The organism is Halomonas cerina, assembly GCF_014192215.1.
Taxonomy (GTDB): Bacteria; Pseudomonadota; Gammaproteobacteria; order Pseudomonadales; family Halomonadaceae; genus Halomonas; species Halomonas cerina.
This window is the reverse complement of sequence record NZ_JACHXP010000011.1, coordinates 74,593-87,145: the sequence shown is the minus strand read 5'-3', so window position 1 is coordinate 87,145 and position 12,553 is coordinate 74,593. Positions and strand designations below refer to the sequence as shown.

The 12,553-nt window shown below is 68.5% G+C and carries 14 protein-coding genes; 11 read left to right on the top strand and 3 right to left on the bottom strand.

The annotated features are described in order from the left end of the window. The first annotated feature begins 58 nt into the window (after window positions 1-58). The 7 genes from prfB to FHR94_RS11990 all read left to right on the top strand — a co-directional run bounded on the left by prfB (window position 59) and on the right by FHR94_RS11990 (window position 6,400). Window positions 59-1,157, top strand: a protein-coding gene (gene prfB, locus FHR94_RS12020; RefSeq protein ID WP_183325967.1) for a peptide chain release factor 2 whose coding sequence is annotated in 2 segments (ribosomal slippage) — window positions 59-133 and window positions 135-1,157 — 1,098 coding nt in all. Because the reading frame shifts where the segments join, the coding sequence is not laid out codon by codon here. Window positions 1,158-1,260: 103 nt separating this feature from the next. Further along, window positions 1,261-2,799 (top strand): lysine--tRNA ligase, encoded by a 1,539-nt coding sequence (gene lysS / locus FHR94_RS12015; RefSeq protein ID WP_183325966.1) that lies wholly within the window; start codon window positions 1,261-1,263, stop codon window positions 2,797-2,799. A 59-nt stretch (window positions 2,800-2,858) separates the two neighbouring features. Then, window positions 2,859-3,245, top strand: a complete 387-nt coding sequence (locus FHR94_RS12010) for a hypothetical protein (protein WP_183325965.1) — start codon at window positions 2,859-2,861, stop codon at window positions 3,243-3,245. A gap of 77 nt (window positions 3,246-3,322) precedes the next feature. After that, window positions 3,323-4,747 (top strand): MFS transporter, encoded by a 1,425-nt coding sequence (locus FHR94_RS12005; protein WP_183325964.1) that lies wholly within the window; start codon window positions 3,323-3,325, stop codon window positions 4,745-4,747. 42 nt (window positions 4,748-4,789) lie between these two features. After that, the gene (locus FHR94_RS12000; protein ID WP_183325963.1) at window positions 4,790-5,101 is read left to right on the top strand and encodes a BolA family protein; all 312 of its coding nucleotides are present in this window, start codon (window positions 4,790-4,792) and stop codon (window positions 5,099-5,101) included. Next, entirely contained in the window at window positions 5,098-5,925 is an 828-nt protein-coding gene (locus tag FHR94_RS11995) for a hypothetical protein (protein ID WP_183325962.1), read from the top strand. The genes FHR94_RS12000 and FHR94_RS11995 overlap by 4 nt, the downstream gene beginning before the upstream one ends. Continuing rightward, window positions 5,918-6,400: a GNAT family N-acetyltransferase gene (locus FHR94_RS11990; protein ID WP_183325961.1), complete on the top strand. Its 483-nt coding sequence runs from the start codon at window positions 5,918-5,920 to the stop codon at window positions 6,398-6,400. Before FHR94_RS11995 ends, FHR94_RS11990 begins: the two co-directional genes overlap by 8 nt. A gap of 7 nt (window positions 6,401-6,407) precedes the next feature. Here the strand turns inward: FHR94_RS11990 and zapB are convergent, their stop codons facing one another. Both zapB and rsmD read right to left on the bottom strand, forming a co-directional pair. Then, window positions 6,408-6,605 (bottom strand): cell division protein ZapB, encoded by a 198-nt coding sequence (gene zapB, locus FHR94_RS11985; RefSeq protein ID WP_183325960.1) that lies wholly within the window; start codon window positions 6,603-6,605, stop codon window positions 6,408-6,410. Window positions 6,606-6,690: 85 nt separating this feature from the next. Then, window positions 6,691-7,320 (bottom strand): 16S rRNA (guanine(966)-N(2))-methyltransferase RsmD, encoded by a 630-nt coding sequence (gene rsmD / locus FHR94_RS11980; protein ID WP_183325959.1) that lies wholly within the window; start codon window positions 7,318-7,320, stop codon window positions 6,691-6,693. Window positions 7,321-7,411: 91 nt separating this feature from the next. Between rsmD and ftsY the strand changes: the two genes are divergently transcribed. The 4 genes from ftsY to rpoH all read left to right on the top strand — a co-directional run bounded on the left by ftsY (window position 7,412) and on the right by rpoH (window position 11,359). Next, window positions 7,412-8,752: a signal recognition particle-docking protein FtsY gene (ftsY, locus tag FHR94_RS11975; protein WP_183325958.1), complete on the top strand. Its 1,341-nt coding sequence runs from the start codon at window positions 7,412-7,414 to the stop codon at window positions 8,750-8,752. After that, window positions 8,749-9,417, top strand: coding sequence for a cell division ATP-binding protein FtsE (gene ftsE / locus FHR94_RS11970; protein WP_183325957.1), 669 nt, complete (start codon window positions 8,749-8,751; stop codon window positions 9,415-9,417). The genes ftsY and ftsE overlap by 4 nt, the downstream gene beginning before the upstream one ends. Continuing rightward, entirely contained in the window at window positions 9,414-10,385 is a 972-nt protein-coding gene (gene ftsX / locus FHR94_RS11965; RefSeq protein WP_183325956.1) for a permease-like cell division protein FtsX, read from the top strand. The genes ftsE and ftsX overlap by 4 nt, the downstream gene beginning before the upstream one ends. A gap of 107 nt (window positions 10,386-10,492) precedes the next feature. Continuing rightward, window positions 10,493-11,359: an RNA polymerase sigma factor RpoH gene (rpoH, locus tag FHR94_RS11960; protein ID WP_183325955.1), complete on the top strand. Its 867-nt coding sequence runs from the start codon at window positions 10,493-10,495 to the stop codon at window positions 11,357-11,359. A gap of 224 nt (window positions 11,360-11,583) precedes the next feature. On the opposite strand, the gene argB is transcribed toward rpoH, so the two are convergent. Continuing rightward, a complete protein-coding gene (argB, locus tag FHR94_RS11955) occupies window positions 11,584-12,507 on the bottom strand; it encodes an acetylglutamate kinase (protein ID WP_183325954.1) in 924 nt (307 codons plus the stop codon). Between the last annotated feature and the right edge of the window lie 46 nt (window positions 12,508-12,553).

Here is a 12,553-nt window from a genome sequence, read left to right as displayed (position 1 = left end):
GGGTCGCGATGCCCTCGTCGCGGCGGCCGTCTTGCCACTGCAGATTCAGGCGAATGCCATGCTGGAAACCAACCCCATCCACCACCTCATCAAGGACCTGTCTGAGCGGACAGACGTCCTGAGGGGGTATCTTTGACTATGCCGAACGCAAGGATCGGCTAGAGGAAGTCACCCGCGAGCTGGAGGACCCGGACGTCTGGAGCGACCCTGAGCATGCCCAGCAGCTCGGTCGCGAGCGTGCCTCCCTAGAGCAGGTCGTGGCCACTATCGACGAGCTCGAGCAGGGGCTGGGCGACAGCCGCGACCTGCTGGAGCTGGCCGAGATGGAGGAGGACGCGGGCACCGTCGAGGAGGTCCATCGTGAACTCGAAGGGCTGCAGGCGAGCCTTGAGAGACTCGAGTTCCGGCGCATGTTCTCCGGCGAGATGGACGAGAACAACGCCTATCTGGACATCCAGGCAGGCTCCGGCGGCACCGAGGCCCAGGACTGGGCCAACATGCTGTTGCGCATGTACCTGCGCTGGGCCGAGCACCATGGTTTCAAGGCCGAGATCATCGAGGTCTCGGCCGGCGAGGTGGCGGGCATCAAGTCGGCCTCCGTGCATGTCCAGGGCGATTACGCCTTCGGCTGGCTGCGCACCGAGACCGGCGTGCACCGCCTGGTGCGCAAGAGCCCCTTCGACTCCGGCGGTCGCCGCCACACCTCCTTCGCCTCGGTGTTCCTGTCCCCGGAGATCGACGACAGCTTCGAGGTCGAGATCAACCCCTCGGACCTGCGCGTCGATACCTACCGCTCCAGCGGCGCCGGTGGGCAGCACGTCAACACCACCGACTCGGCCGTGCGTATCACCCACGAGCCTACCGGCATCGTGGTGGCTTGTCAGAGCCAGCGCAGCCAGCATGCCAACCGCGACTTCGCCATGAAGCAGCTCAAGGCGAAGCTGTGGGAGCACGAGATGCAGAAGCGCAACGCCGCCAAGCAGGAGGCCGAGGACGCCAAGGCCGATATCGGCTGGGGCAGCCAGATCCGCTCCTACGTGCTCGACGACCAGCGCATCAAGGACCTGCGGACCGGCGTGCAGTCGAGCAGCTGCGACAAGGTGCTCGACGGCGACCTGGACCCGTTCATTATCGCCAGCCTCAAGCAAGGATTGTAGCCACGGGCTTCGCGCTACGGGCCGCGAGCGGGGACGCCTGCTCGCGCCCGTCGCCCGTCGCCCGTCGCCCGTGGCCCGTAGCCCATTCTTTACAGGTAACGACATGGCCAACCAGGACACTTCCCAGGACGAGAACCGGCTGATCGCGGAGCGCCGGTCCAAGCTGGCCGCGCGTCGCGAGCGCGCCGCTGGCGGCGGTGACAGTGCCTTCCCCAACGACTTCCGCCGCGACAGCCTGGCCGCCGAGCTCGTCGCCGAACTCGGCGACAGGGACAAGGCCGAGCTCGAGGCCCTGGGTCGCCCGGCCGCCGTGGCCGGGCGCATCATGCGCAAGCGCGGCCCCTTCATCGTCATCCAGGACGCCTCTGGCCAGATTCAGCTGTATGTCGACAAGAAGGGGCTGCCGGGTGAGGTGCTCGAGGACATCAAGGGCTGGGACATCGGCGATATCGTCGCCGGCCGCGGCCCGGTGCACAAGTCCGGCAAGGGCGATCTCTACGTGATGATGGAGGAGGCCCGGCTGCTGACCAAGAGCCTGCGCCCGCTACCCGACAAGTTCCATGGCCTGACCGACCTGGAAGCCCGCTACCGCCAGCGCTACGTGGACCTGATCATGAACCCCGACTCGCGCCGGGTCTTCGAAACCCGCGCCGGGGTGATCAGCGCCATGCGCCGCTTCTTCGAGGCCCGCGGCTTCATGGAAGTCGAGACGCCGATGCTGCAGCCGATTCCCGGCGGGGCCACGGCGCGGCCCTTCATCACCCATCACAATGCGCTGGATATCGACATGTACCTGCGCATCGCCCCGGAGCTCTACCTCAAGCGCCTGGTGGTGGGCGGCTTCGAGAAGGTCTTCGAGATCAACCGCAACTTCCGCAACGAGGGGCTGTCCACCCGGCATAATCCCGAGTTCACCATGATCGAGTACTATCAGGCCTACGCGGACTACCAGGACCTGATGGACCTCACCGAGGCGATGCTGCGTGCCGTCACCCAGGAAGTACTGGGCACCACCACGGTGGTCAATACGGTGCGCAATGCCGAGGGCGAGGTGCTGGAGACCTTTGAGTACGACTTCGGCCAGCCGCTGCGCCGGATCAGCGTCTTCGACGCCATCCTCGAATATAACCCCGACATCCGGGCCGAGGCGCTGGCCGACGAGACCGCCGCCCGGCAGATCGCCGAGCGCCTGGATATCGAGGTCAAGGACGGCTGGGGACTCGGCAAGGTGCAGATCGAGATCTTCGAGAAGACCGTGGAGCATCGCCTGCAGGCGCCGACCTTCATCACCGAGTATCCTACCGAGGTCAGCCCGCTGGCCCGGCGCAAGGACGGGGACCCCTTCGTCACCGAGCGCTTCGAGTTCTTCGTCGGCGGCCGCGAGATCGCCAACGGCTTCTCCGAGCTCAACGACGCCGAGGATCAGGCCGAGCGTTTCGCCGCCCAGGTGGCCGAGAAGGACGCCGGCGACCTGGAGGCCATGTACTACGACGCCGACTACATTCGGGCCCTGGAGCACGGCCTGCCGCCGACCGCCGGCGAGGGCATCGGTATCGACCGGCTGGTGATGCTGCTGACCGACAGCGCCTCTATCCGCGATGTGCTGCTGTTCCCGGCGATGCGCCCCGAGGCGGTGGAATAATTGGTAAGGGGTGCCCCGAGCGATCATAATGGCAGCGTTTCGACGTCGAGGAGACCGTGATGAAACTGCTCAACCGCTCCGCCCTGAGCGTCAGGCCGACCCAGCACTTCGTCGACTGGATCAATGCGCTGGAACCGACGGTCGGGGACGATGACTTGGACCTGTCCGACGTCGAACGCGAAAGTACCGTCTACCTGATCCCGGAAATGGACACCCCCGAGGCCATGCAGGCCTTCGTGCGCGAGCGCTACCTCGAGATCCTCGAGACCGAGCTGCGCGCCTGGGAGGAGGACGAGCGGCAGTGGCCCGAGACCCTCGACTGGGCGTTGTTCCAGCGTTTCCTGAGGCTCGAGCACAGCTACCTGGCCATCGACCTCGACGACGAGGCGGCGCTGGAAATTTCCGAGGTGGATGACAGCCTTCTCCTGGAAACCGACCAGGACTGAGCCCCGGCCGGTAGTGACCCCGAGAAACCGGCTGCGGCCGGTTTCTGCATGATGGATCCCGCAGTGATGGCAACAGGATGAGTCGACTCTTCGAGACGCGCCCCGGCGACGATGGCCTGCCGGGACCGGAGCGGCGCCTGGCGGTGCTGGCGCTGATCCTCGGCACCCTGATGTCGGTGGTGGATGCCACCATGATCAATATCGCGCTGCCGTCTATCGCCGCCGACCTGGGGGTGTCCGCCTCCCGAGTCGTCTGGGTGACCAACCTCTTCCAAGTGGTCTGTGCCGCCTTCCTGCTGGTGTTTGCCGCCCTCAGCGAGCTGGTCAGCCGCCGGCGGCTCTATGCCGCCGGGGTGGCGCTGTTCACCCTGGCCTCGCTGGGCAGCGCCCTGTCGTCCAGCCTCGAGTCCCTGCTGGTCTTCCGGGCCCTGCAGGGGCTGGGCGCCGCGGCCACCCTGTCGATCGGGCCCTCGCTCTATCGCACCATCTTTCCCTCGCGGCTGCTGGGCAGTGCCCTGGGTCTCAGTGCCCTGGTGGTGGCCGGCGGTTATGCTGCGGGGCCGGCCATCGGCGGCCTGGTGCTCTCGGTGGCGCGCTGGCCGTGGCTGTTCGCGCTGCACGTGCCGCTGGGGCTGTGTGCCGCGGTGCTGGCCTGGCGGGTGCTGCCTCGTGAGGCGGGGCGTGGCGGGGGGTTCGATTGGCGCGGGGCGCTGTGTTCCGTGGCCATGCTCGGCGGCCTCTTCCTGGCCATGGACGGGATCGGCCATGGGGCGCCGTCCTGGCAGCCCCTGGCCTGGGGCGCGTGCGGGCTGATGGCCGGCCACCTCTTCCTGAGACGGCAGCGGCGAGCCAGCCATCCGCTGCTGCCGCTCAGCCTGTTCGCGCAACGCCGCTTCAGCTTGGCGGTGTCGGCCTCGGGGCTAGCCTTCGTCGGCCAGGGACTGACCTTCGTGGCTCTCTCCTTCCTCTACCAGCAGGAGATGGCCTTCTCGCCGCTCGAGACCGCCTGGCTCTTCACCCCCTGGCCGTTGACGATCATGGTGGTAGGGCCGCTGGCCGGGCGCCTGGCCGACCGCCTCAATCCCAGCCTGCTCTCCAGCGCCGGCCTGGGCCTGCTGCTGCTGGGGCTGGCCTCGCTGGCCCTGCTCGATGCCACGGCAAGCGTCGCCGACTGCCTGTGGCGCACGGCGCTGTGCGGGCTCGGCTTCGGGCTCTTCCAGCCGCCCAACAACCGGGAAATGATGACCAGTGTGCCCCCGGCGCGTAGCGCCAATGCCTCGGGGGTGATGAGCACCATTCGCACCGTAGGGCAGTCACTGGGCGTGGCGCTGGTCGGCGCCTTCCTGGCCGCCGGCACCTCGGTACAGGCGACCCTGTGGGTGGGCGTCCTGACCACCGGCCTCTCGCTGCTGGCCAGCCTGGCGCGCGTTCCCCTGGCCGGCCGCGCTCGTCGCGAGGCGATGTGTGCCGCGCTGCCAGGGGCGTCGTCGCGCTCCGACTGAGCGAGTACAATGGGGCCATCATTCACCCACCGGGACGCCGCCATGAGCATCCAGGCCATCATCGAAGACAAGCTTCAGGCCCTCGAGCCCACCTTGCTGTCGGTGGAGAACGAGAGCCACCGCCACAACGTGCCCGCCAACAGCGAGACTCACTTCAAGGTGACCCTGGTCTCGCCTCGCTTCGAGGGGATCATGCCGGTCAAGCGTCACCAGCAGATCTATGCCCTGCTGGCCGATGAGCTGGACGGGCCGGTGCATGCCCTGGCGCTGCATCCCTACACGCCCGCGGAGTGGGAGGCCCGGGGCGGGACCCGCCCCGATTCTCCCGACTGCCGGGGCGGCAGCGGGTCGTGACCACCGAGCCCCAGCGGCTCCAGTATCTGGAGGCCATGGGCCTGACGGCCTGGGTGGCGCGCTTTCGGTTGCCCAACGCCCGACCCAGCGAGGCCTGCGAGTGGGTCTCCCCACCGAAGGCGACGCCACGCGCGCCTGGCGAGCGGCTGCATGCGCTGCTCGACGAGGCCGCCCGAGCCCGTGACACGGCGGCGATGCCGCCCGACGAGACGCCGCCGATGGAGCCCCCCGCGGCGCGATCGGGCGCCGTGCGTGGCAAGGCACGGGCCCTGCTCGGCGAGGTCGCCCTGACGAGTGCCGAGGCGGCGAGTCCCCAAGTGTCCTCCGTCGACTCGGCCGGCGAGCCGTCGGGTGAAGCGCTGCGCTTTACCCTGCAGGTCGGTTGCTTCGACGGCCGCTGGCTGGTGGTCCTGCCCCAACCGCGACCGCTGCCGGCCACCGAGCAACATCTGCTGATCAATGTGTTGCGGGCTGCCGGTGTAATGCCCGAGCAGGCCCCAGGCTTCGAGACCTTCCGCTGGCCCCAGGTGGAGGGGCTGCCGGTGCAGGCCCCGCTGGAAGAGGCCCGAGAGGGGCTGCAGGCCTTCCTCGCCGGTTGCCGCCGTCGGGGTTGGGCTCCCGAACGTCTGCTGATCTTCGGTCATGACACCACCTTGACCACGCTGTTGGCGTGCGAGGGTGGGTACTGTCCGCTTCTGGACCTGCCGGTCTGGGAGGGCCCAGCCTTGGACAAGCTGGCCACCAGTGCCGCGGCCAAGCGCGCGCTCTGGCCACGCCTGGCCGGTTGGCGAGAGGCCTGGCAGGGGGCCTCGGGCGATGCCTGACCCGCGATTGCGCTCCCTGGGGCCCGCCGACCTCGCGATCCTGGACGCGCTGGAACAGGCGAGCCAGGCCCAGCCCGGGTCGCGGAGACAGCTGGCTGAGGTGCTGGCCGATGCCCGGCGGGTGGTGCTGGGGATAGAGGTCGAGGGACGGTTGGTCGGCCAGGCCGTGGTGGCGCGCCAGCCCTTCGATGCCGAGCTGGAAAGCATCGCCGTGTCGCCGGGCTGGCGCCGGCGCGGGCTGGCGCATCGCCTGCTGGAGGCCGTGATCGAGCAGGCTCGGGCATGGGGAGGCGAGCGGCTGCTGCTGGAGGTCAGGGCCGGCAATGTGGCGGCCCTCACCCTCTACCGTCGTGCCGGCTGGCACGAGGATGGTCGGCGCCGCGGTTACTATCCACCGTGGCCCGGTGAGGGAAGGGCAGAGGGAAGAAGGGGAGAGGAAAGAGAGGACGCCGTGCTGATGTCACGGCGCCTCTGAGGCGATCTCAGGCCTGCTGAGCCGCGGCATCCACCTCATCGAACTTGCCCAGCAGGGCTTCGAGACGACGCTCCCACTCCTCGCGCTCCTGCTTGAGGCGGGCGTTTTCCTCGCGCAGCTCTTCGGCTTCCATCCTCGCCAGCTCCAGGGCCTCGACGGCGCTGGTCACTTTCTGCTCGAGCTGGTTGAAGAGTTCGGTGCTCATCCTGTTCTCCTGACGACATCCTGCGGATCGGGCGATGCCCGGGGGAAGATTCCACGAGGGCGCAGCGTAACGCCGCCGCCGGGGCTCAGCAAGCGTCGGTGTCCGGCGATGCGCTCGCCTGGCGTTGATAGAGGCGGCCAGTGCTGTCGCCGGCCCGCACCTCCCGATGGAGCTGCCAGGTCGGCGGCACCGCCGGCATCAGCGACGTCTCGGTCTCCAGATAGATCAGGGCCTCGGCCGTGAGCCAGCCGGTCTCCAGTGCCTCGCAGCAGGGCGCGGCGAGCCCCTGGCGGAAGGGCGGGTCGAGGAAGGCCAGCGTGAACGGGGAGGGCACGCCGGCCAGAAAGGCCCGGGCGTCGCCGGTGACTACCGTGCCGTCATGGATCCCCAGCGTGGCCAGGTTACGCGTGAGCTGGTCGGCGACTCGGGCGTCCTGCTCCACGAAGGTAGCCGCTCGGGCCCCCCGGGAGAGGGCCTCGAGGCCCAGCGCCCCGGTGCCGGCGAACAGGTCCAGTACCCGGGCGCCGGAGAGCGCCCCGCCCAGCCAGTTGAACAGCGTCTCGCGGACCCGGTCCGGGGTCGGGCGCAGGCCGGGGCGGTCGAGCACGGGCAGCTGGCGACGGCGATGCTCACCGCCGATGATGCGTAGCCGGCCGGCGGCCCGGCGCGGGGCGGACTGGCGGCGAGGGGGGCGAGGGTGGCGTCGTCGGGTCATGGCGGCCGATTGTAGCGGGCGTCGTGTCCACAGTCATGGTGCGCGATGGTAGGATGGAGCGATTCGTTCACCGCGAGGTTGAATCCCCCCCATGTTCGGTTTTCTCAAGCGCAGGAAGAAGCAGGAAGAGCAGGAACGTCAGGCAGAGCCGGCGACACGGCAGGCGTCGGAGCCGGCGCCCGAAGGCGCGAGCGCGTCGGAGCCGGAGGCCGGAACGGCCCCGTCGCGGCCAGCGATTCCCGAGGAGCAGCGACCCGATGAGGTCGCCATGGCCGGGCCGGCCACCGACGAGGCACTCGAGCGGACCGAGACAGTCGACGAGCTGAGCCAGGAAGAGGAGAACGCCACGTTGCGCGCCGAGGCGTTGGGAGGGGCGCGAGCCGAGGTGGAAGCGTCTGCCCCGGGGGATGTTGCGCCGGCCGAACCGGAGACGCCGCCGGCTCCTGGGCCTGAGCCGACATCGGCGCCCCTGCAGGAAAAGCCGCGCCAGGAGAAGAAGGGATGGTTTGCGCGGATCAGGGCGGGGCTTGGGAAGACCCGCGCCAGCCTGACCGATGGCCTGGCCGACCTCTTCATGGGGCGCAAGCAGATCGATGACGACCTGATGGAGGAACTCGAGACTCAGCTGTTGATGGCGGACGTGGGCATCGAGGCCACCACCGAGATCATCGATCGGCTCACCGAGCGGGTGTCGCGCAAGGAGCTCCAGGACCCTCAAGCGCTCTACCGGGCCCTGCAGGAAGAGCTCGCCGCGATGCTCGAGCCGGTCACCCGCCCCCTGGTACTACCGCCCAAGGGCGAGGGGCCCTTCGTGATCCTGGTGGTGGGGGTCAACGGCGTGGGCAAGACCACCACCATCGGCAAGCTCACCCAGCGCTTCCAGCGCGAGGGGCACAGCGTGATGCTGGCCGCCGGGGACACCTTCCGCGCCGCGGCGGTGGAGCAGCTCAAGGTGTGGGGCGAACGCAACGACGTGCCGGTGATCGCCCAGCACACCGGCGCCGACAGCGCCTCGGTGGTCTTCGACGCGCTTTCCGCGGCCAAGGCCCGGGGCATCGACGTACTGATCGCCGACACCGCCGGGCGACTGCACAACAAGGCCCACCTGATGGAAGAGCTCAAGAAGGTCCACCGGGTGATGGGCAAACTCGATGCCGCCGCGCCCCACGAGGTGATGCTGGTGCTCGATGCCGGCACCGGCCAGAACGCCCTGTCCCAGGCCAGCACCTTCAACGAGGCGGTGCCGGTCACCGGTATCACCCTGACCAAGCTCGACGGCACCGCCAAGGGCGGGATCATCTTCGCCCTGGCCAAGCAGCTGGGCACTCCGATCCGCTTCATCGGGGTCGGCGAGTCCCTGGATGACCTGCGCCCCTTCGTGGCCGACGAGTTCGTCTCGGCGCTGTTCGATCGGGACGTCGCCGAGGCATGATCGCCTTCGAGCACGTCGGCAAGCGCTATGGAGGGCGCTTCGAGGCGCTGGCCAACCTCGACTTCCGGGTGCGTCGGGGCGAGATGGTCTTTCTCACTGGCCATTCCGGGGCGGGCAAGAGCTCGCTGCTGCGCCTGATCATGCGCCTGGAGCGTCCGACCCGCGGCCGGGTGCTGGTGGCCGGCCACGATATCGACCGGCTGCACCCCACGCAGGTGCCCTTCTACCGGCGCCAGATCGGCGTGGTCTTCCAGGACCACCAGCTGCTCTTCGACCGTTCGATCTTCCACAACGTGGCCCTGCCGCTGGAGATCCAGGGCATCGAGCCCCGTGAGGCGGCCCGCCGGGTGCGGGCGGCGCTGGACAAGGTGGGCCTATTGCATCGCGAGAAGGCGCTGCCCATCGAGCTCTCCGGGGGCGAGCAGCAGCGGGTGGGGATCGCCCGGGCAGTCGTGAACAAGCCGGCGCTGCTGCTGGCCGACGAGCCCACCGGCAACCTCGACCCCCAGCTTTCCGCCGACATCATGACGCTGTTCGAGGACTTCCACCGCATCGGCACCACGGTGATGATCGCCAGTCATGACCTGGCGCTGATCACCCGCCTTCGCCACCGGACCCTGCGCCTGCACGACGGACGCCTGGTGGCCGACGAGGAGGCCGCATGAGTCGTGACGCCGCCCCCGCGCGCGGGGCCCGTACCCACCGCACCACGGCCGGCAGTCGCTGGCGCGGTTGGCTGCGCCATCATCGGGCCATGTGCCTGGACAGCGCCCGCCGCCTGCTGGTGCACCCTCTAGGCAGCCTGATGACGATGCTGGCCATCGCCATCGCCCTGGTCCTGCCGGCCGGCCTCTGGCTGACTCTCGACAGCGCCCGACTGCTGGATGCCGAACTCGAGCAGAGCGCCACCCTGACCCTGTACCTGGAGCACGGGATCGGGGAGGACGAGGCGCGACGCCTCGAGGCGACGGTGGCGGCCGAGGCGGGGGTGGCCGGCACCCGCCTGGTCACCGCCGCCGAGGGCATGGCCGAGTTCCAGCAGGCCCTGGGGCTCTCCGATGCCCTGCACCGGCTCGACGAGAACCCGTTGCCGGCCAGCATCGTGGTGCGTCCTCGCGACCCGTCCCCGGAGGTGGTACGCGCCCAGGCCGAGCGGCTCGGCGAGCTGGCCGGTATCGATGAGGTACGCCTCGACCTGGCCTGGCTCGAGCGCCTGCGCCACCTGGCCGCGCTGGGTCAACGGGTCATTCTGGCGCTGGGCGTGTTGTTCGGCCTGGGCGTGCTGCTGGTGGTGGGCAACACCATTCGTCTGGCGGTGGAGAATCGCCGCCAGGAGATCGAGGTGGTGACCCTGATCGGCGCCACCCATGCCTTCGTGCGCCGTCCCTTCCTGTACAGCGGGGCCTGGTTCGGTCTGGGCGGTGGCCTGCTGGCCTGCGGCCTGCTGGTCCTGGGGCGTGACTGGCTGTCGGCACCGGTGACCGCCCTGGCGGCGAGCTACGGGGCGAACTTCCGGCTGCCGGCCCTGGGGATGGAAGGCTCGGCAATCCTGCTCGCCTGTAGTACACTATTGGGCTGGCTGGGAGCCTGGATCACGGTGAGTCGTCACCTGGCCGGCATCCGGCCCCGCTAGCGAAACCGGCTGGCCTTTGCCAGGCTGACGGAACAAAAGCGCTGCCGAAACGTCCAATGCGGCGTCCGCGAACACCAATCTTGGGCTTCGATGGAGACAACCTGCACATGAGCACCAGTCTTCTGCCGGTGGGGCAACTTTCCCCGGGACACGATCTGAACGGCTATATCCAGGCCGTCAACGGGATCCCCATGCTGACCGCCGACGAGGAGCGTGAACTGGCCTTTCGCCTGCATGACGAGGATGACCTCGAGGCGGCGCGTCGCCTGGTGATGTCGCACCTGCGGTTCGTGGTGCATATCGCGCGGAGCTACTCCGGCTATGGCCTGCCCCAGGCCGACCTGATCCAGGAGGGCAACGTCGGCCTGATGAAGGCGGTGAAGCGGTTCGACCCTCGCCAGGGTGTGCGTCTGGTCTCCTTCGCCGTACACTGGATCAAGGCCGAGATCCACGAGTTCGTGCTGCGCAACTGGCGCATCGTCAAGATCGCCACCACCAAGGCCCAGCGCAAGCTGTTCTTCAACCTGCGCAGCGCCAAGAAGCGCCTGGCCTGGCTGAACAACGACGAGGTCGATGCCATCGCCAAGGACCTCGATGTCAAGCCCGAAGTGGTGCGCGAGATGGAGGGTCGTCTCACGGCCCACGACGCCGGCTTCGATGCATCGCCGAGCGATGACGAGTCATCCGCCTATCAGGCACCGGTGCACTACCTGGACGATGCCAGCCTGGATCCAGCCACGCAGCTCGAAGACAGCGACTGGGAACAGGATGCCACCCAGCGTCTCCAGCAGGCGCTGGAGCAGTTGGATGAGCGCTCCCGGGACATCCTGAAGCGCCGCTGGCTCAGCGATAACAAGGCGACCTTGCACGAGCTGGCCGACGTCTATGGGGTCTCCGCCGAGCGCATCCGTCAGCTTGAGAAGAACGCCATGAAGAAGATCCGCCAGCAGATTGGCGGCGCCCTGGCGGCCTGACGCCCTCGAGCAGCGCCAAGCTGCTCCGTGACGGGCGGCGGGTGTAGAGCCAGAAGATAAAACCCGTTGGGCGACGAGCCCAGCGGGTTTTTTGTTGACTTGTGATCCGTCGCCGGCATCATCCTGCTCGGCGCTCGGCGCTCGGCGCTCGGCGCTCGGCGCTCGGCGCTCGGCGCTCGGCGCTCGGCGCTCGGCGCTCGGCGCTCGGCGCTCGGCGCTCGGCGTCAGTCGGCAGTGGCCTCCGGAACGGGGACCGTGTCGGTGATCAGGGTGCCGACCCCGGCGTTAGTGAAGATCTCCAACAGGGTGGCGTGGGGTACCCGGCCATCGATGATGTGAGCGCTCGCGACGCCACCCTTCACGGCCTCCAAGGCGCAGCGGATCTTGGGCAGCATGCCGCCATGGATGGTGCCGTCAGCGATCAAGGCGTCCACCTGGGCGGTGGTGAGCCCGGTGAGCACCTCGCCCTCGGCATTCATCAGGCCGGCGACGTTGGTCAGCAGCATCAGCTTCTCGGCATCCAAGGCCTCGGCCACCTTGCCGGCCACCAGGTCGGCGTTGATGTTGTAGCTGTGGCCGGCGGCATCGACGCCGATGGGCGCGATTACCGGGATGAAGTCGCGCTCGGCGAGCATCTCGATGAGGTCGGTGGAGACGTGCTCCACCTCGCCCACGTGGCCGATGTCGATGATCTCTGGGGCGGTCATCTCCGGACTCTGGTGCTCCACCTTCAGCTGGCGGGCGCGGATCTGGGCGCCGTCCTTGCCGGTCAGGCCGATCGCCTTGCCGCCGCACTGGTTGATCAGGTTGACGATGCCCTTGTTGACCAGGCCGCCCAGTACCATCTCCACCACGTCCATGGTCTCGGCGTCGGTCACCCGCATGCCGTTGACGAAGCGCGACTCGATCTTGAGCTTGGCCAGCAGCTCGCCGATCTGCGGCCCCCCACCGTGGACCACCACCGGATTGATGCCCACCTCCTTCATCAACACCATGTCGCGGGCGAAGGAGTCGATCAGGGTATCCTCGGTCATGGCGTTGCCACCGTACTTCACCACCACGGTCTTGCCGGAGAAGCGCTGGATGTAGGGCAGCGCCTCGGAGAGCACCTCCACCACCAGGCGTGGGTCGCGGGTCTGTGCGGTCATGTTGGGGTTCCCTTGTGGTTCTTGAGAGCGGTTCTGGCGTGCGGGC